Annotated in this window: 17 protein-coding genes and 1 other annotated feature (1 of these 18 running past the window's edge); of the genes, 15 read left to right on the top strand and 2 right to left on the bottom strand. The window is 43.2% G+C overall.

The genetic code is table 11. From position 1 onward, the window contains the following. Positions 1-189: 189 nt before the first annotated feature. From DXB54_RS10865 to DXB54_RS10810, 12 genes are all read left to right on the top strand, one after another. Positions 190-1,767, top strand: a complete 1,578-nt coding sequence (locus DXB54_RS10865) for an AMP-binding protein (RefSeq protein WP_118695186.1) — start codon at positions 190-192, stop codon at positions 1,765-1,767. 34 nt (positions 1,768-1,801) lie between these two features. After that, on the top strand, positions 1,802-2,029 hold the full coding sequence (locus DXB54_RS10860) for an acyl carrier protein (protein WP_021937966.1): 228 nt from the start codon (positions 1,802-1,804) through the stop codon (positions 2,027-2,029). A gap of 51 nt (positions 2,030-2,080) precedes the next feature. Then, a complete protein-coding gene (locus DXB54_RS10855) occupies positions 2,081-3,667 on the top strand; it encodes an MBOAT family O-acyltransferase (protein ID WP_118695210.1) in 1,587 nt (528 codons plus the stop codon). A gap of 66 nt (positions 3,668-3,733) precedes the next feature. Next, complete coding sequence (locus tag DXB54_RS10850; protein ID WP_118695185.1) at positions 3,734-4,789, top strand: hypothetical protein; 1,056 nt, start codon at positions 3,734-3,736, stop codon at positions 4,787-4,789. A 279-nt stretch (positions 4,790-5,068) separates the two neighbouring features. After that, positions 5,069-6,058 (top strand): 2-hydroxyacid dehydrogenase, encoded by a 990-nt coding sequence (locus tag DXB54_RS10845; RefSeq protein WP_021937969.1) that lies wholly within the window; start codon positions 5,069-5,071, stop codon positions 6,056-6,058. Positions 6,059-6,078: 20 nt separating this feature from the next. Next, the gene (gene truA / locus DXB54_RS10840) at positions 6,079-6,816 is read left to right on the top strand and encodes a tRNA pseudouridine(38-40) synthase TruA (RefSeq protein ID WP_118695184.1); all 738 of its coding nucleotides are present in this window, start codon (positions 6,079-6,081) and stop codon (positions 6,814-6,816) included. An 87-nt stretch (positions 6,817-6,903) separates the two neighbouring features. Continuing rightward, positions 6,904-7,635 carry an AzlC family ABC transporter permease gene (locus DXB54_RS10835; RefSeq protein ID WP_021937971.1) on the top strand — a complete coding sequence of 244 codons (732 nt, stop codon included), beginning with the start codon at positions 6,904-6,906 and terminating at the stop codon, positions 7,633-7,635. A gap of 29 nt (positions 7,636-7,664) precedes the next feature. After that, positions 7,665-7,964, top strand: coding sequence for an AzlD domain-containing protein (locus DXB54_RS10830; protein ID WP_021937972.1), 300 nt, complete (start codon positions 7,665-7,667; stop codon positions 7,962-7,964). Between the two features lie 19 nt (positions 7,965-7,983). Further along, positions 7,984-9,015, top strand: coding sequence for a S66 family peptidase (locus DXB54_RS10825; protein WP_021937973.1), 1,032 nt, complete (start codon positions 7,984-7,986; stop codon positions 9,013-9,015). A gap of 92 nt (positions 9,016-9,107) precedes the next feature. Then, entirely contained in the window at positions 9,108-10,271 is a 1,164-nt protein-coding gene (locus tag DXB54_RS10820; protein WP_118695183.1) for an FprA family A-type flavoprotein, read from the top strand. 50 nt (positions 10,272-10,321) lie between these two features. Further along, complete coding sequence (gene pap / locus DXB54_RS10815; protein ID WP_118695182.1) at positions 10,322-11,794, top strand: polyphosphate:AMP phosphotransferase; 1,473 nt, start codon at positions 10,322-10,324, stop codon at positions 11,792-11,794. Between the two features lie 15 nt (positions 11,795-11,809). Beyond that, positions 11,810-12,079 (top strand): hypothetical protein, encoded by a 270-nt coding sequence (locus DXB54_RS10810; protein ID WP_118695181.1) that lies wholly within the window; start codon positions 11,810-11,812, stop codon positions 12,077-12,079. Here the strand turns inward: DXB54_RS10810 and panD are convergent, their stop codons facing one another. Next, positions 12,080-12,463: an aspartate 1-decarboxylase gene (gene panD / locus DXB54_RS10805; RefSeq protein ID WP_021937977.1), complete on the bottom strand. Its 384-nt coding sequence runs from the start codon at positions 12,461-12,463 to the stop codon at positions 12,080-12,082. Positions 12,464-12,629: 166 nt separating this feature from the next. On the opposite strand from panD, the gene DXB54_RS10800 reads away from it, so the two are divergent. Together DXB54_RS10800 and DXB54_RS10795 are read left to right on the top strand one after the other, a co-directional pair. Next, entirely contained in the window at positions 12,630-14,378 is a 1,749-nt protein-coding gene (locus tag DXB54_RS10800) for an alpha/beta hydrolase fold domain-containing protein (protein ID WP_118695180.1), read from the top strand. Between the two features lie 12 nt (positions 14,379-14,390). Beyond that, the gene (locus DXB54_RS10795; RefSeq protein ID WP_118695179.1) at positions 14,391-15,707 is read left to right on the top strand and encodes a glycoside hydrolase family 25 protein; all 1,317 of its coding nucleotides are present in this window, start codon (positions 14,391-14,393) and stop codon (positions 15,705-15,707) included. Between the two features lie 105 nt (positions 15,708-15,812). Here DXB54_RS10795 and DXB54_RS10790 read toward each other — a convergent pair whose 3' ends face one another. Next, positions 15,813-17,123: an alpha-amylase family glycosyl hydrolase gene (locus DXB54_RS10790; RefSeq protein ID WP_021937980.1), complete on the bottom strand. Its 1,311-nt coding sequence runs from the start codon at positions 17,121-17,123 to the stop codon at positions 15,813-15,815. Between the two features lie 215 nt (positions 17,124-17,338). On the opposite strand from DXB54_RS10790, the gene DXB54_RS10785 reads away from it, so the two are divergent. Further along, positions 17,339-17,623 carry an acylphosphatase gene (locus DXB54_RS10785; RefSeq protein ID WP_021937981.1) on the top strand — a complete coding sequence of 95 codons (285 nt, stop codon included), beginning with the start codon at positions 17,339-17,341 and terminating at the stop codon, positions 17,621-17,623. Between the two features lie 63 nt (positions 17,624-17,686). After that, positions 17,687-17,776: a sequence feature (ribosomal protein L10 leader region), on the top strand; it runs 48 nt beyond the window's last position.

The raw sequence follows: 17,776 nt of genomic DNA, 5'->3' as shown, positions 1-17,776 counted from the left end.
TAGAAAAAACAGACAATATTCATTAAAATCTGACAATATAAAATAAGAGTGTGTCTTAATATAATCTTAATAAAAAAGTGACGAATATAGAGTTGAAAAAAGTCTGGCTAAATGTATACTTGTGGAGTATGAAATGGTTCATGTTGGTTATGAGAAATTATAAGCGTGCGCTTAGAAAGGAAGATAATCGTGAAGAATATTTTAGAAATGCTTGAGGCGTCAGCGAAAAGTTTTCCTGACAAGACTGCATTTGCAGATATAGATCACAGCCTGACTTTTAAAGAGCTTGAGACAGAGGCTAGAAGGACAGGCTCGTACATACTGGACAGGATATATGAAGAAAAGAAGGAAGCTTCTTTCAGGAATCGTCCGGTTGCAGTATACCTTGACAAGACCTGTCATGCAGTAGCTGCCTTTATGGGAGTTGTATACTCGGGGAATTTCTATGTGGTCATAGATTCTGCAATGCCATATGACAGAGTGAATGTGATCTTCGATACCTTGAAGCCTGTGGGGGTCATTACTGACAGAAAGCACAGTGAGGCAGCCGCTAATCTTAAGTTGTCGGGAGAAACATTAAAGACACCTGTCATGTACCTGGAGGACATGGCAGATACCGATGTGGATGAGAAAAGACTTGGACAGGTGAGAAGTGCAATGGTTGACACAGACCCTGTGTATTCTCTGTTTACATCAGGTTCCACAGGAGTTCCAAAGGGAGCAGTTATATCCCACAGAAATGTACTTAGCTACATAAAGTGGTATACAGATACCTTTGACATAACAGACGACACAATATTCGGAAGCCAGACACCATTCTATTTCAGTATGTCTGTATCAGACATGTTCAGTACCATTATGGCAGGTGCCACCTTCCACATTATACCGAAGGAGTATTTTGCCTTTCCTATCAAACTCATGGAGTTTTTAAGAGACAGACATGTGAATACTATATACTGGGTATGTTCCGCATTGTGTATCGTTGCAAATTGGGATATGTTCAGATACGTTAAGCTTCCGGAGCTTAAGAAGGTATTATTTGCAGGAGAGGTAATGCCTATGAAGCAGCTTAACTACTGGAGGAAAAATCTTCCGGACGCCATGTATGCCAACCTCTTCGGACCTACAGAGACCACGGATATATGTACATATTACGTGGTGGACAGAGAATTTGAGGATCATGAGACCCTGCCTATGGGCAGACCTTGTGACAACTGCGGCGTATTTGTACTGGGTGAGGATGGAAATGCCATAACACCGGACATGATCGGTGAGGATGGCTTAAGTCCTGAAGGAGAGCTGTATGCCAGGGGTTCATTTGTGGCACTGGGATACTACAACAATCCCGAGAAGACAGCGGAAGCATTTGTGGTAAATCCGGTGAACAATGCTTATCCTGAGATAGTGTATAAAACAGGAGATCTGGTAAAATATAACTCCTATGGTGAGCTTATATATATCACAAGAAAAGATTTTCAGATAAAGCATATGGGATACAGGATCGAGCTTGGAGAGATCGAGGCTGCTGCCTGCGCCATTGAAGGAATAAAGGCGGGCTGCGTGATCTACGATTCAGAAAAGGACAAGATCGTGTTCGTATACGAAGGAAAGAAGCTTGATGAAGGGGATATCATGAACAGAATAGGAGCTAAAGTTCCTAAATACATGATACCAAACATCGTAAAACGTACAAGAAGCATGCCGCATAATTCAAGCGGCAAGATAGACAGAAAATGGCTCATGGCAAATTATGAGACCATGAAATAAATGATTGTGCCATTCAAGGAAAGGAGAAAATAAAATGGAAGAATTATTAGAGTTATTGGAGGGCGTAAAGCCGGGTGTGGATTTTAAGAACGAGAAGGATCTTATTGGAACAGGTATACTTGATTCCATATCAATAGTTGAGATAGTCGGAGAGCTTAATGATGAATTTGATATAGAGATATCGCCTATTGATATCGTTCCTGAGAATTTCAAGAACGTAGATGCCATATATGCATTGGTACAGAGACTTCAGGAGGACTAATACTGCCCCGTGGGATAAAGCCATGTGCGGATCGGTATAAGGTACATTGTTATGAGTTATACATCCAGCGAATATTTTGTTTTTCTGCTGCTGGCGGTTGTATGCTACTACATTATCCCGAAGAAGGGACGATGGGTGGTGTTGCTGCTTGCCAGTTATGCATTTTATTTTTACTCGTCAAGAAAATATATAATCTTCATAATCGGAAGTGTCATAACCATATATCTTATAGGATTGTGGTTAAACAGGATCGATGTTGATTTCAAGGAAGCCAAAAAGGGGCTTGATAAAGAAGCGAAAAAAGCTCTTAAAGCCAAAGTGTCCAGAAAAAAGAGACTTGTTGTGTGGCTTGGTATAGTGATTAATTTTATTCCTCTGGTATTCCTTAAATATTTCAATTTTTTCAGCTATGAGCTTACAAGAGTTGGAAATTACATGGGAATTGGAGGAAAGCTTCCTATACATCATTTTCTGCTGCCTCTTGGTATATCCTTTTATACTCTTGCGGCAGTAAGCTACATTTCTGATGTATACAGGGGCAAATATGCAGCCACCAGAAATCCTTTCAAGCTGGCGCTGTTCCTGGGATTTTTCCCTCACATCGTTGAGGGTCCTATAGGAAGATTTGATCTTTTAGGAGAACAGCTTTACGAAGGACATTCATTTGACTACGCAAGAGTTACCCAGGGAATACAGCTTATGTTCTGGGGACTTTTTAAGAAGCTTGTTGTTGCCGACAGAGCGGCTATATTTGTAGATACAGTATTTAACGATTACACAAACTACTCAGGCATGTATGTGGTTGTCGCAATGCTGTTATATACACTCCAGTTGTACGCTGAGTTCTCAGGCTGTATGGATATAGTTATGGGTAGTGCGGAGATATTCGGAGTTAAACTTGACAAGAACTTTGAGAGGCCATTCATATCAAAGACAGTAAGCGAGTTCTGGAGAAGATGGCACATGACACTGGGCGGATGGTTCAGGGATTATGTGTTCTATCCAATATCATTGTCCAAGAGCTTTACTAAGTTCTCAAAGAAGGTCAAGGCAAAGTGCAGTCCGTTTGTGGCTCGTATCCTTCCTGCTGCAATGGCAATGTTTGTGGTATGGTTTGGAACAGGTATATGGCACGGCGCCAGCCTCAAGTATATTATGTATGGTCTTTACTACTATATAATAATGGTTGCGGGAATGTTGACCGAACCTTTATGGTGCCGTATTTTTGATAAGCTTAAGGTGGACAGAAAGGGAAAGGTATACAGAGCGTTACAGGTTGTGAGAACCTTTATATTTGTGAATATAGGTATGCTGCTCTTCAGAACAGACAATATGGGATCGTTCTTCCATATGTTCAGATCCATGTTCAGCAATCTAAACCTAAGTGTCCTTACAGACGGAAGCCTTCTTAACATGGGCATAGACAAGATGGATATAACAGTGATCATCATAGGTCTTATATTCATTATAATCGCAGGGGTTCTTGGTGAGAGGGGCTGCAATATAAGAGAGGCGGTTGCCGGTAAGAACATCGTAGTCAGATGGATATTGTACTACGCGCTGGTATTGGCTGTGCTTATCCTCGGAGCCTATGGCTTCAATTATCCGGATATCGGATTTATATATGCCCAGTTCTAAGCGTCGGGTATTTTACAGAGCGGGCAGGCTTCGCAGAGTCTGCCGATAGTTTAAGGATGAAATGCTATGAAGAAGATAATTGTAAATATAATTAAATCAGTTGTTTTCCTTGCAGGTATAATTGCGGTTGTTGCAGCTCTTGGACCGGTGTTTACCCCGAAGGGCAACACCAGGGAGTCCGGAATAAATAATCCTAAGGCAAAGGATTATCTGGCAGAGCCGGATAATACTATACAGGTTGTGGCAATAGGAAACAGTGATATATACAGTGGATTTTCCCCTATGGAGATCTGGCACAACTACGGCTATACCTGTGTGTCGGCAGGTGAGGGTGCCCAGGTTATATACACTGCCAAGAACAGACTGGAGGAGATATACAAGAACCAGAAGCCTGACGTGGTGGTGTTTGACGTGGATGAGCTTTTCTACGGTAACTTCAAGGTGAGGGTCGCGAAGACAGCAGAGGCTGTATTTGAGAAATATCTTCCTTTTGTCATGTATCATGATAACTGGAAGCTGTTATTTGCCGATGAGGAGACAAAGGCGAATATCAAATACGAGACCACATATTACAAGGGACAGATGATCGACAACAGTGTCCTGGCGGTGGATCCGGATAATCCTCCGGAGGAATGTCATTATGGAGATGATATACCATATATCTACAGGAAGACCTTTGATGAATTTGCCAGGATGTGTAAGGATCACGGCACTAAGCTGTTGCTTATATATTCACCTACCTACAACACATGGACTAAAGAAAGACATGATTCCATAGCAAAGTATGCTGAGGAAAATGACCTTGATTTTATTGATTTTAATGACGGCTCCACAGGTGTGACCATTGACTGGTCCGTTGATACCCGTGATGGCGGAAAGCATCTTAATTCCGCGGCGGCTAAGCGTGTGACACTGGTTGTGGGAGATTTCATAAAAGATAATTATGACCTTACAGACAATCGTGGTAATGATGCTTATAAACAGTGGGACAGTGATTATGAGCGGTATGTAAAAAAATACGAGAGTACAAAAGGCGAAGCCGGAAAGCAGGACGTGGACAGCGGTGACAAGTCCGGCAAAAAGGGTGGCAGGAAACACCATGATAAGGGTAAAGAGTCTTAGAGTTTAAAGACTTTGATATATAAGAAGCATACCGGAACGGAGACAGCAGAGCCTCCGGTCATGGTGTGCTTCTTCTTTTTACCCGTACAATATAATTTATCCGAAAATACGCCTTGGAATAATAAACTATCCTATATTTGCATTATTTATGGTATACTTACAGACAGGTATGTAAATAAATATTATTAGATATGAGGTATATCAGCTTTTTAAAATCGGTATACAGTGTCAGAAAATTCTAAATGAGATGGTACTCAAATAACAGAAGAGGTGTTTATTATGAAGATATTATTTTATGATACCAAGAAATATGATAAAGAATCGTTTGATATGGTAGCTCCGGAGTTTCCGGATATGGAGATAGATTATCTGGAGACAGACCTTAATAAGCATACTGCAAGACTTGCGGCAGGCTATGATGCTATCTGTGCTTTTGTAAGCTCAGATGTAAGTGAGGCTGTTGTGAACAGGCTTGGAGAGTGTGGTGTCAAGCTCATACTTATGAGGTGTGCGGGCTTTAATAATGTGGATCTTAAGGCGGCAGCGGCAAATAACATAACCGTCTTAAGAGTGCCGGGATATTCTCCCGAGGCGGTGGCAGAGCATGCTATGGCACTGGCACTTGCAGTAAACAGACGTATACACAAGGGGTATATCAAGGTGAGAGAGAATAATTTCAGCCTTATTGGACTTACAGGCACCAACTTTCATGGAAAGGTTGCCGGAATTGTGGGAACCGGAAAGATTGGCGCGGCAATGTGCAGGATCTGTCATGGATTTGGAATGAAGGTCATTGCCTATGACATGTACAAAAATCCCGACCTGGATTTCGTGACCTATGTAAGTCTTGATGAAGTGCTTAAGAACAGTGACCTTATATCGCTTCACTGTCCGCTTCTGAAGGGTACCTATCACATGATAAATAAGGACACCATTGCCATGATGAAGGACAATGTGATACTTGTAAATACATCGAGGGGAGCACTTATCGCCACAGAGGATCTTATCTCCGGCATAAGAAGCAAGAAGTTCTTCGGTGTAGGTCTTGATGTATATGAGGAGGAGACAAATAACGTATTTGAGAACAGAGAGGATGATATCCTTGAAACTTCCATTACAGCAAGACTGCTGTCATTTCCTAATGTAATAGTCACATCCCATCAGGGCTTTTTAACAAAGGAGGCTCTTGCTGCCATCAGTGAGACCACTCTTACCAACGCAAGAGATTTCGCCGCAGGAAAGGTAAATGAGGCAAATCTTGTAAAATAAACAAAGGAAACAGAACATAAATGATACAGAATTATAAGATCACCATAGCCTATGACGGCAGCAGGTATCATGGCTTCGAGGCAAAGCCTGATGTGGATACCATCCAGGGGCGCATAGAGAACGTACTTTCAAGGATGACAGATACAAGGGTAATGACTGTGGGAGCCGGAAGGACTGACGCAGGCGTGCATGCCAGGGCAATGGTCATAAGCTGTAAGCTAGATACGGAGATGTCGGAAGACGACATAATGGATTATATGAATACCTATCTCCCGGAGGACATAGGAGTTATTGATGTTAAGGTGGCAGGGGAACGGTTCCATGCCAGGTTTTCCGCGGTAGGCAAGGTTTATCTGTACACCTGCTATGTGGGTAAGGAGAAGCCGGTATTTGACAGGAAGTATGTATGGTGCCTTGATAAGGTGCCGGATGTGAAGCTTATGAGAAGAGCGGCGGAGCACCTGGTGGGTGAGCATGACTTTAAGAGCTTCTGTGGTAATAAGAACTTCAAGAAATCCACTGTGAAGAAGATATTCGACATAGAGATCATGAGGAAGAACGATTACCTGTATCTCAGGTTCCATGGAAAGGGCTTTTTGCAGAACATGGTAAGGATACTTACGGGAACTCTTCTTGAGGTGGGATACGGCAATATATCTCCGGACGCCATGGAGGATATCCTTAAGGCGGGGGCACGGACGGCAGCAGGACCTACGGCTCCGGCAAAGGGGCTGTGCTTAATGAAGGTTGAGTATTAGTCATACATGAGTCCGTTCATGAAAGGGAATTTTGATTGGCAGAATTTCCGATATTTGAGTAGTTTTAGTTTAAAGGAATAATGTAGTATGAAAGAATTTTACAAGGGATTAAAGGACGGAATACCTATTGCACTGGGTTATTTCGCAGTAAGCTTCAGCTTCGGAATACTTGCCTTAAAGGGCGGGCTTACGGTATTCCAGTCTGTATTTATAAGTCTTACAAATGTTACCTCTGCGGGACAGTTTGCGGGACTTCAGATAATTATTGCAGGCGGAACGATAGTTGAGACGATTTTAACTCAGTTGATAATCAATATGAGATATGCTCTTATGAGTCTGTCTCTTACCCAGAAGTTATCGCCTGATGTTACTGTTAAGCAGCGTCTGGTCATAGCATTTGCAAATACTGATGAGATATTCGCTGTGGCAATGGCACATTTCAGAGAGGTTACATTCAGATATATGCTGGGACTTGAGCTTCTGCCGGTACTTGGCTGGACCCTTGGCACACTGGTTGGAGCCTGTGCCTGTGACCTGCTTCCAAAGGCAGTTACCAGTGCATTAAGCCTTGCACTTTATGGCATGTTTGTGGCCATAGTAATGCCGGTGGCGAAAAGGTCGAAGCCGGTTATCCTGGTAGCTTGCATTGCTGCGATGCTCAGTACGGTCATATATTATGTGCCGGCCCTGAAGTTCATATCAACAGGTGTGTCGATAATCGTGTGTACTATAATCGCGGCAGTGGTTGGCGCAATTGTTGCACCGAGGGATCTTGAGACGGAAGCAAAGAGTGAACAAAAATCGGAGCCGGAAGCGTAGTTATTTTTTTATAAAGATGGAGAAGTAAGATGAATATATATGTGTACATATTGACCATGGCACTGGTGACTTACCTTATAAGAGTGCTGCCGCTGGTGTTGTTCAGAAAGAAAATACAGAACAGATTTGTAAGCTCTTTTTTATATTATGTTCCATATTCCTGCCTTACAGCCCTTACCATACCTGCCATATTCTACAGTACTGAAAGTGTGATCAGTGCAGTTGCGGGACTTGTGGTAGCGGTGATACTTGGAATGAAGGACAAGGGATTGCCGGTGGTTGCTGCGGCTGCCTGTATAACGGTATTTATCGTTGAGAGATTTATATAATAAAGATAAGGAGCGCGGTATGAGATATCCAGAATTTCTTAAGGATGGCGGAACTGTTGGGTTTATCGCCCCATCCTATGGCTGCAATATGGAGCCTTATAAGAGTGCATTTGCAAATGCACAGAAAAAATTAAGATCATTTGGTTACAGCCTGCTGCTTGGACCTAACTGTTACGCAGGATGCGGAATAGGTATAAGCAATACCCCAAAGGCATGTGGTGAGGAGATAAATGAATGGTATTCCTCAGATAAGGTTGATGTACTCATATCCTGCGGCGGTGGCGAGCTTATGTGTGAAGATCTGAACTATGTGGATTTTGATCTGTTAAGGGACAGCAAGCCAAAGTGGTTCATGGGTTATTCGGACAATACCAATCTGGTATTCCTTCTGACAACCCTTTGCGATACGGCAGCAGTTTACGGGCCTTGTGCGGCGGCATTTGGCATGGAGCCATGGCATAGATCCATAGAAGATGCCTACAGACTGCTTCGGGGTGAAAAGCTTACGGAGACAGGCTATGACAGCTATGAAACGGAGTCCTTAAAGGACGAGGAACACCCCCTCATCCCATATAATGTTACAGAGCCAAGAGTGTTAAAAAGCTACAACACCGATGAAAATGGCGAGATACATATGTCAGGAAGGCTTGTGGGAGGCTGCATGGACTGTCTTGTTAATCTTCTTGGAACGAAATTTGACAGAGTGGATGAGTGGACAGAACGGTACAGGGAGGATGGTATCATATGGTATCTGGAGTCCTGTGATCTAAATGTCATGGCAATAAGAAGAGCAATGTGGCAGATGGAGAATGCAGGCTGGTTTAAGTATGTCAAGGGCTTTATCATAGGAAGACCTGCGGTGCATGGACAGGTAATGTTCGGACTTGACCAGTATGATGCTGTAATGGGAATAATAGGCAACATGAACGTGCCTGTGATAATGGACGCTGATATAGGTCATGTGGCACCCATGATTCCTATCATATGCGGAAGTATTGGTAAGGTAGATCTTAAGGGGCAGGATTTTAGCCTGAAAATGGTGTGTAAGTAAACCGGGCAGTAAAAAACAACCGCTAAAAATAAAGACCAAATAATGAAATAAGCAATAAATAAGAGATAAAGATAATAAGGAGGACACAGAAGATGATTAAGCATGTTACAGACAGCATATACTATGTAGGAGTTGATGACAAGGATATCGACCTGTTCGAGAACCAGTATGTAGTTCCAAACGGAATGGCTTATAATTCCTATGTTATTGATGATGAGAAGATAGTCATAATGGATATGGTAGACGTTAAGTGTGCGGAAGAATGGTATGCAAACCTTGATGAGGTATTAAAGGGCAGACAGCCTGATTACCTTGTTATGAGCCATCTTGAGCCGGATCACAGCGCAAACCTTACAGAGGTTCTTAAGAGATATCCGGAGCTTAAGGTCGTGTCCAATGCCAAGCTTCTTGCAATGATACCTAATTTCTTCCCGGATATAGATCTTACGGGAAGAACCATAACAGTAGACGGCAGCGAGCCGTTTGACACAGGTGTGCATAAGCTGAACTTTGTCATGGCACCTATGGTACACTGGCCTGAGGTAATGGTGACCTATGAGTCTGCGGAGAAGGTTTTATTCGCAGCAGATGCCTTCGGCAAGTTCGGAACTCTTGACACAGACGAGGACTGGGCATGTGAGGCAAGAAGATATTATTTCAATATCGTGGGCAAGTATGGTATGCCGGTACAGGCGCTCTTAAAGAAGGCTGAAAATCTCGACATACAGATAATATGCTCACTGCATGGACCTATCCTTAAGGAAGACCTTGGATATTACATCAACCTTTACAAGACCTGGTCATCTTATGAGCCTGAGGATAAGGGGGTATTTATTGCCTACTCAACTCTTCACGGCAATACAGGAAATGCCGCAAAGAAGCTGGCAGAGCTCCTTAAGGAGAAGGGATGTCCTAAGGTTGTTGTATCAGATCTGGCAAGAGAGGATATGGCAGAGTGCGTGGAGGATGCTTTCAGATATGACCGTATGGTGCTTGCAAGCCCTACCTATGATGGTGGACTCATGCCTGTTATGATGGACTTCATATATCATCTCAAGTCAAAGGCATACCAGAACCGTACAGTAGGATTTATTGAAAATGGTTCATGGGCACCTATGTCAGGAAAGCTCATGAAGGAGCAGATGGCCGCCATGAAGAATATAAATATTATCGAGGATGTTGTTACAGTGAAGTCGGCCCTCAAAGCTGCCGATGAGGCAAAGCTTGAGGAACTGGCAGACAAGCTTATGGATTAAATAGAACTTGAAAAACAACAACAGACAGGTTCAAAAAAGGGGGTTACATTATGATCAATGAATGGAGCAAGGTAAAAAGGCCGGAGCAGGAGGAGCTTGAGAGCCGCCTTGAAGCTGCAAGAGAGGGGCTTGCAGAGAGGCAGCTTAAGATAAGGGACGGAAAGGTTCCTGTGTTTGTATTGTTTGAGGGCTTTGGCGCAGCGGGAAAGGGAAGTGTCCTTGGCAAGATAATCAAGAACATGGATCCGAGATTTTACAGTGTAGATACCATGAAGAGTCCTACAGAGGAGGAAATGAGAAAGCCTTTCCTGTGCAGGTACTTCGAAAGGATACCTGAAGCCGGAAGATTTGTATTCTTAGACGGTGGCTGGGTGGAAGAGGTGGTCTCTGACCGGGTTCATGACAGGCTCTCCGACGGAAAGTACAAGGAGAGAGTTGATAGTATCAAGAGATTTGAGAGGACTCTTACGGACAATGGCTATCTGGTTATGAAGTTCTTCTTTCATATCGATAAGGATGTGCAGAAGGAGAGACTTGAAACTCTGGAGGCTCATAAGAATACATCCTGGAGGGTGAGTAAGGAAGACCTGTATCAGAACAGGCATTATAAGAAATATTGTAAGGCTTACAATAAGTATCTGGATGATACAAATGTGTCAAATGCTCCATGGTATCTCATAGACGGAAGTGACAGGAAGTGGGCTGAGCTTCAGATTCTTGAGCTTTTAAATCAGGGAATAGATACTGCACTTACGAACAACGGAGTCGCAGTTCCTATAATTCAGAATATCTTCCCTATGGTGAAGATGCCTAAGCTTGCTGAGGTTGATCTGGATAAGAGCCTGACAGATGAGGAGTATGACAAGCTGCTTGACAAATGTCAGGAGAAGTTAGGCAGACTTCACAATGAGCTATACAGACGAAAGGTCCCTGTGATCATAGCTTATGAGGGCTATGATGCAGCAGGAAAGGGCGGAAATATAAAGAGAGTTGCTGCTGCACTGGACGCAAGAGGCTATGTAGTAAATCCTATTGCCAGCCCGGAGCCTCATGAGAAGGCGAGACATTATCTCTGGAGATTCTGGACAAGACTTCCGAAGACAGGACATGTGGCTATATTTGACAGAACCTGGTACGGCAGGGTCATGGTCGAGCGTATTGAGGGCTTCTGCAGTGAAAATGACTGGAGAAGAGCCTATAACGAGATAAATGAATTTGAGAAGGAACTGTACGACTGGGGTGCGGTGGTTGTGAAGTTCTGGGTGGATATTGATAAGGATACCCAGCTTGAGCGTTTTAATCTCAGGCAGAATACACCGGCAAAGCAGTGGAAGATCACAGATGAGGACTGGCGAAACAGGGAGAAGTGGGATCAGTACGAGCGTGCAGTGGATGAAATGTTTGAGAAGACCAGTACGGTATTTGCCCCTTGGCATATACTTGAGTCAAATGATAAGAAATATGCAAGGATAAAGGCATTAAATATAATAATTGATGCCATAGAAAAAAGACTGGAAAAATAATGTGAGGTAAGTGATTTGGAGAAAAAACTGGCTTACAATAAGAAGATATTAAAGGGTGTCATGGAGAATGGCGGCCCTGTGGGAAGAGATCTTGATAATGAAAAATATCTGGCAGATGATGAGGAGAATAAAAAATCCATGGAAAACCATGGATTGATTCCTCATCGTGGAAGATACAATGAGCCTCATGCCTATAATAAAGATATATATCATATTAGGGAGAAGGCTGCCGAACATATGAGAAAAATTAAGGCTGACGAGAGGAGAGGGGCCGGGGATAAATGATTATCCTATCTCTCCGTGCTTCTCGTAGCTTGTTATCTTCTTAATGGAGTTGTCTTCATTTACAAATACAACAGTTGGAAGATGGTCTGACGCCTCTTTTGGAGTCATCTGTGCATAGCACATTATGATTATATGATCACCTACAGCTACCTGTCTTGCTGCTGCACCATTTAAACATATCATTCCGGAGCCTGCTTCGCCTGCTATTGTGTATGTCTCAAAACGGTTGCCGTTTTCCACATCTACGATCTGGACGAGCTCATACTCCATGATCCCGGAAGCCTTAAGAAGCTCGAGATCAACAGTGATACTTCCTACATAGTTTAAATCGGCCTGCTTGACAACAGCTCGATGTATCTTGCTTTTTAACATTGTAATGTTCATGTGTACTGCCTCTTTCTGTATCTGTATATTCGAAATAACTTTGGACTAAACACTAACAATATATCATAAAAATCTTATATTGCAACTTTTTTATGTCATTAACTTGAATAAATATGGTTCATATGTAAGAATAGTGACTAACATGGGAGTCAGGTAGGGTGAGTATTTGGGAAGCAAGAATAATACAGCAATTTTTATTGACAAGTTAAAAGGAGTAATGTTTAATGACCGCCATATGAAATCCGGTGATATCCGTAGGATTGTTTTGAGGCACAGAAAGCTTGAGGACTACAATCCGCCCAGAAATTTCGGCTATGATGTGGAGGTGAAACCGGTATATGACAAGGATGGCGTAAGCTTTTATATAAATAAAAGGGGAGTTGCCCCGGAGAGAGCCATAATGTTTATACATGGGGGCGGCTTCTGCATGGAGATAAATAAGAAGCAGTGGGAATTTGCAGCGAAGCTTGCAGCGGGCACGGGATATGAGGTGGTGGTTCCTATATATCCGCTGACACCGGAACATTCGGGAATGGAATGTTTTGCTATGTTAAAGAATGCCTATGATAAGATGAATGGCAGAAAACAGTACGAACAGGTCACCATCCTTGGAGAAGAGTGTGGTGGCGGAATGGCTTTGTCTCTGGCATTGATGCAGTGGAAGCACGGGGGCAGACGCCCGGATAAGCTGGTGCTTCTGTCGCCATTTGTGGATGCAGGCTACAAGGACAGGCGTCTTGAGAAAATGGTCATAGACGCAGATGCCAATTATCACGGATATTACTACACATATGGCATAAAGAGCTTTCTTAGGGAATACTGGATCGGAAACGATGTTATGGATCCTGATCTTTTGTGCCCTCTGGAAAGCGATTTTACCGATATATGTGATGAGATAGATATATTTTCCGTAGCTCAGGATATGCTTAACGGCTATTCCACGGCTTTGTATGAGAAGTTAAAGAATTATCAGACCATTGTGCACTATTATGTGTTTAACAATATTGTTCATGACTATGTTGAACATCAGGAGATCCCAGAGTGCAGGATGATAACCAAGAAGCTTATAAACTGTATAACCGAGAAGAACCAGAGCATACCTTATGATGTGAAACAGTCGGTATGGGTGAGGGCACTGCTGTCAGAGAGGTATTCCAAGATATATAGTGATCAGACATCCGTAAGACTGGCAGATAAATTCCACGTGGAATACAAGGATTTCAATTCCGGGATAAGTCTGTATGACAAGGCAATGTGCTTTGGCCGCATACTGGCCATGGATGAGGAGGTAAGGTGCTTTATAAACAGGTATCCGGACGGGGTTATTGTAAATGTAGGTTCTGAGATGGATACCATGTTTGAGAGACTGGACAATACCAGGATAAAATGGTATAACGTGGACCTTCCGGAGAGGATTGCCATAAGACATAAATATCTGGGGACCCGTGACAGGGAATTTAACATTGATAAATCAATTCTTGATTTCTCATGGCTTGACCAGATCAAGTATAAAAAGGGACTTGGAATATTATTTGTATGTTCTGATGTAATGAAGCTCTTTGATGAGAAGAAATTAAAAAGGCTTCTGGCAGAGATATACAAAAGATATCAAGGGGCAGAAGTTGTATTTGACATTAAGAATTCTGTTGGCAAGAGAAAATGGAATGCAGAGCGTATCATAAAGAGTGAAAACAAGCCACGTATCAGGATCAGTATAGATAACTGCATAAGTAATCTGTATGACTGGAATCCGAGATACAAGATCATAAAGGATATTCCATTGCTTGATGAGAAAATGGCAGAGCAGTTGTTCGGCAGAGATGTAACAAGGAAACTTCGACACAAGATAAAAAGAAAATACGATAAACTAATTCACCTTCGACTTGGAAGGGAACGATATATAGAAACAGATTAGGTGAGACAGATAATGGTAGAAGATGACAATATAAGAAATGACAATATACCAAAGCCGGCACAGGGAAGACGTCCGGCAGGAGCGGGCGGTGGTGAAACACCAAGGAGACGCCCGGCAGGAGCAACGAACGCAGACGGAACACCAAGGAGACACCCGGCAGGAGCAGGTGATGGCGAAGCACCGAGAAGGCGTCCGGTGGCAGAGGGAACCGGCGAAGCACCGAGAAGGCGTCCGGCAGGAGCAGTTGGCGGTGAAGCGCCGAGAAGACGTCCGGTGGCAGAGGGAACCGGCGAAGCACCAAGAAGGCGTCCGGTGGCAGAGGAAAGTAATGATACAAATGCGTACAGACGGTACCGGGAGGATTATCCGGAGAGAGCATATGGAAAACGTAAAAGAGGTTCGCTTTCCAAGGGGGTACTGGTACTGCTTATCGGAATAGCCGCAGGAGTGCTTATAGGAATAAATCTCAACCTGCTTCATTCAAAGCCTGACGCAATAGAGGCATTTGATCGTAAGCTTGATCTGGGAGTATCTGAGGTTACAAACCTGTCTTATGAAACTTACTGGAATTTTGTTTATTCCAGCTACATAGTACTTGGGGACAACAGGGAGACGGCTCAGCTCTACAAGATAAGTGACAAGGTTCCGAGACATAATCTGGACATGGAGAATTTCGTTACCGGAGATGACGGCTACCTTCATTACAGCAGTGAAGATATTTCTGATACAAAGGTTGGTATTGACGTATCCTCTTATCAGGGGGACATTGACTGGAAGGCGGTCGCTGATAGCAGGAATATAGATTTTGCCATGATTCGTGTGGGCTACAGAGGCTATGGTTCTGAGGGAAAGCTTGACACAGACTCCAGGTATGAGGATAATCTCAAGGGCGCCCAGGAAAATAAGGTGCCTATGGGTGTGTATTTCTTCACGGAAGCGATAAATTATGACGAGGGTGTCGAGGAGGCAAATTATGTATTGTCTCTTATTGAGGATTACAATGTCACCTATCCTGTGGTCATTGATACAGAGTATGTAAATGACAGCAATGCCCGTGCAAATGATATATCTAATTCCGACAGGACTGATGCTATTGTGGGCTTCTGCGAAACCATAAAGGCGTCCGGGCATACACCGATGATATATGCCAGCAGAAACTGGTTTGTGCAGAATATGGATATTGACAGACTTGGCGAGTACGAACTGTGGGTTGCACAATATGCAAATGTTCCGTATTTCCCATATAAATTCACCGGATGGCAGTATACATATGAGGGAAGTGTTCCCGGCATAGAAGCACCGGTAGATATAAATGTGTGGTTTGATTAGATGGCACATAAGTCAGATGATATTTAGATGATGTATAATACTTAAAAACTCCGGCAAAAGCCTTAATCCTTAATTGAAGGAATCTGGCTTCTGCCGGAGTTTTGTTTACCTTTCCATCTTCCAGAAAGCGGCTGAGTATGGAGGAAGCTTGCTTCCACCGCCGAAATCGTGTGGTTCGCCGGTTATGAGATCAACGGCTGTGCCGCAGCCTGCGTCAAAATGAGCCGTAAATTCATTTTCATCGGCATTGATCGCCACGAGAACCCGCTCGGAGTCGGTCTTTCTTTCGAATATACACTGTTTGTTGGTTAAAAGAACGGATCTGAAACCGCCGTAATTTAAGGCGTTGCTGTTCTTTTTTGCCTCGCCAAGCTTTGAGATGAAGTCACAAAGCTCATTCCATTCAGGCTTCTCGAAGCATGCACGGAGAGCAGGATCACCCTGGCTCTTTTCTGCCTTTGCACCCCACTCACTTCCGTAGTACACACAAGGTATTCCCGGCATACCATATGCCATGGCGTATACCAGAGGAAGGTGTTTTTCATTTGTAAGAATACTTGCGATTCTTGTAACATCATGATTATCCACAAATGACAGAAGGTGTTTGCCTCTGTTCTCTGTCCAGTCCTCAGGGCCAAACTGTCTGAGGAGGGTGTGGACGATCTCGAACATATTCATTGAATTAAAGCTTGAATATATGCCCTTGTAGCACTTGTAGTTGGTACAGCTGTGGAGCATGTCATCATTTACAAACTGGTTATAATCCCCGTGGAGAAGCTCGCCCAGAAGGAAGAAATCGGCTTTGAGTCCGTCACAGTGACTTCTAAGTCTCCTTAAGAAGTCGTGGTCAAGACAGTATGCAACGTCAAGTCTCAGACCGTCAATGTCAAATTCGTCTATCCAGCCCTTTACACAATCCATAATGTGATCGGCTACGGCAGGATTTCTCAGGTTGAGCTTTACAAGGTCGTAGTTGCCCTCCCAGCCCTCGTACCAGAGACCGTCATTGTAATTGGAATTGCCGTCAAAACTTATATGGAACCAATCCTTGTATGGAGAGTCCCATCTCTTCTCCAGAACATCCTGGAATGCCCAGAAGCCGCGACCTACATGATTGAACACGCCGTCGATGATAACCTTTATGCCAGCCTTGTGGCAGTTCTCAACTACCTGGCGGAAGTCGTCATTTGTACCGAGACGACAGTCAATCTTTGTATAGTCTCTTGTGTTGTAGCCGTGAGTATCTGATTCAAATACAGGGGAGAAATATATTGCATTCATTCCCAGCTTTTTAATATGGGGAATCCACTCGTTGACTTTAAGGATCCTGTGCTCAAGTATGCCATCATTTTCAAATGGTGCACCACAGAAGCCTAAAGGATAGATTTGATAAAAAGTACTTTCATATGCCCACATGTCAGTAATCTCCTTTACTTATATACTTTTTAACCATTATAGCATATAATGCAGGCAGGGTCTACGGACCGTGTGTATTTGCAGTTTAGACTGATACATATGAGGTGTACAGATCTACCCGGATCTATCCGGAGTATCCTGGTGTGCTATATCAATGGGTACGGATAGTAAAGACAAGTACATTAAATATAAATGTATAGAAGGATTTATAAGCAATGGATAAGAAGATCAGAAGAAGATATATATTTAAAGGGGACGTGCAGGGCGTAGGCTTCAGGTACAGGGCTGTCCATGGCGCACAGATGTTAGGGCTTACGGGCTGGGTGTGTAATATGTACGATGGAAGCGTGCTGATGCAGGTTCAGGGAGATCCTGACAGTATGGATGAACTGGTGAAGCGGATAAACATGGGTACTTATATTAATATAAACGATATTGAGATAAAGGAACTGCTCATTGAGGAGGACGAGCGGGGGTTCCATGTAAGGCGCGAATGTTAAATAAAAATCAAATAAAAATGTTAAATAAAAAACTGTTGACACATACATTGAAAATGTGATATAGTTATGCCCGATGAACTGCCGAAGACAGTAGGTGCAGAAATGCATAAGTTGGAAACGCCTACCGAGGAAAGATATCGTTAATGTAGATTT

Source organism: Coprococcus sp. OM04-5BH (assembly GCF_003482105.1).
Classification (GTDB): Bacteria; Bacillota; Clostridia; order Lachnospirales; family Lachnospiraceae; genus Coprococcus.
The sequence above is the reverse complement of the archived record's forward strand: the minus strand, read 5'-3'. Positions and strand labels throughout refer to the sequence as shown.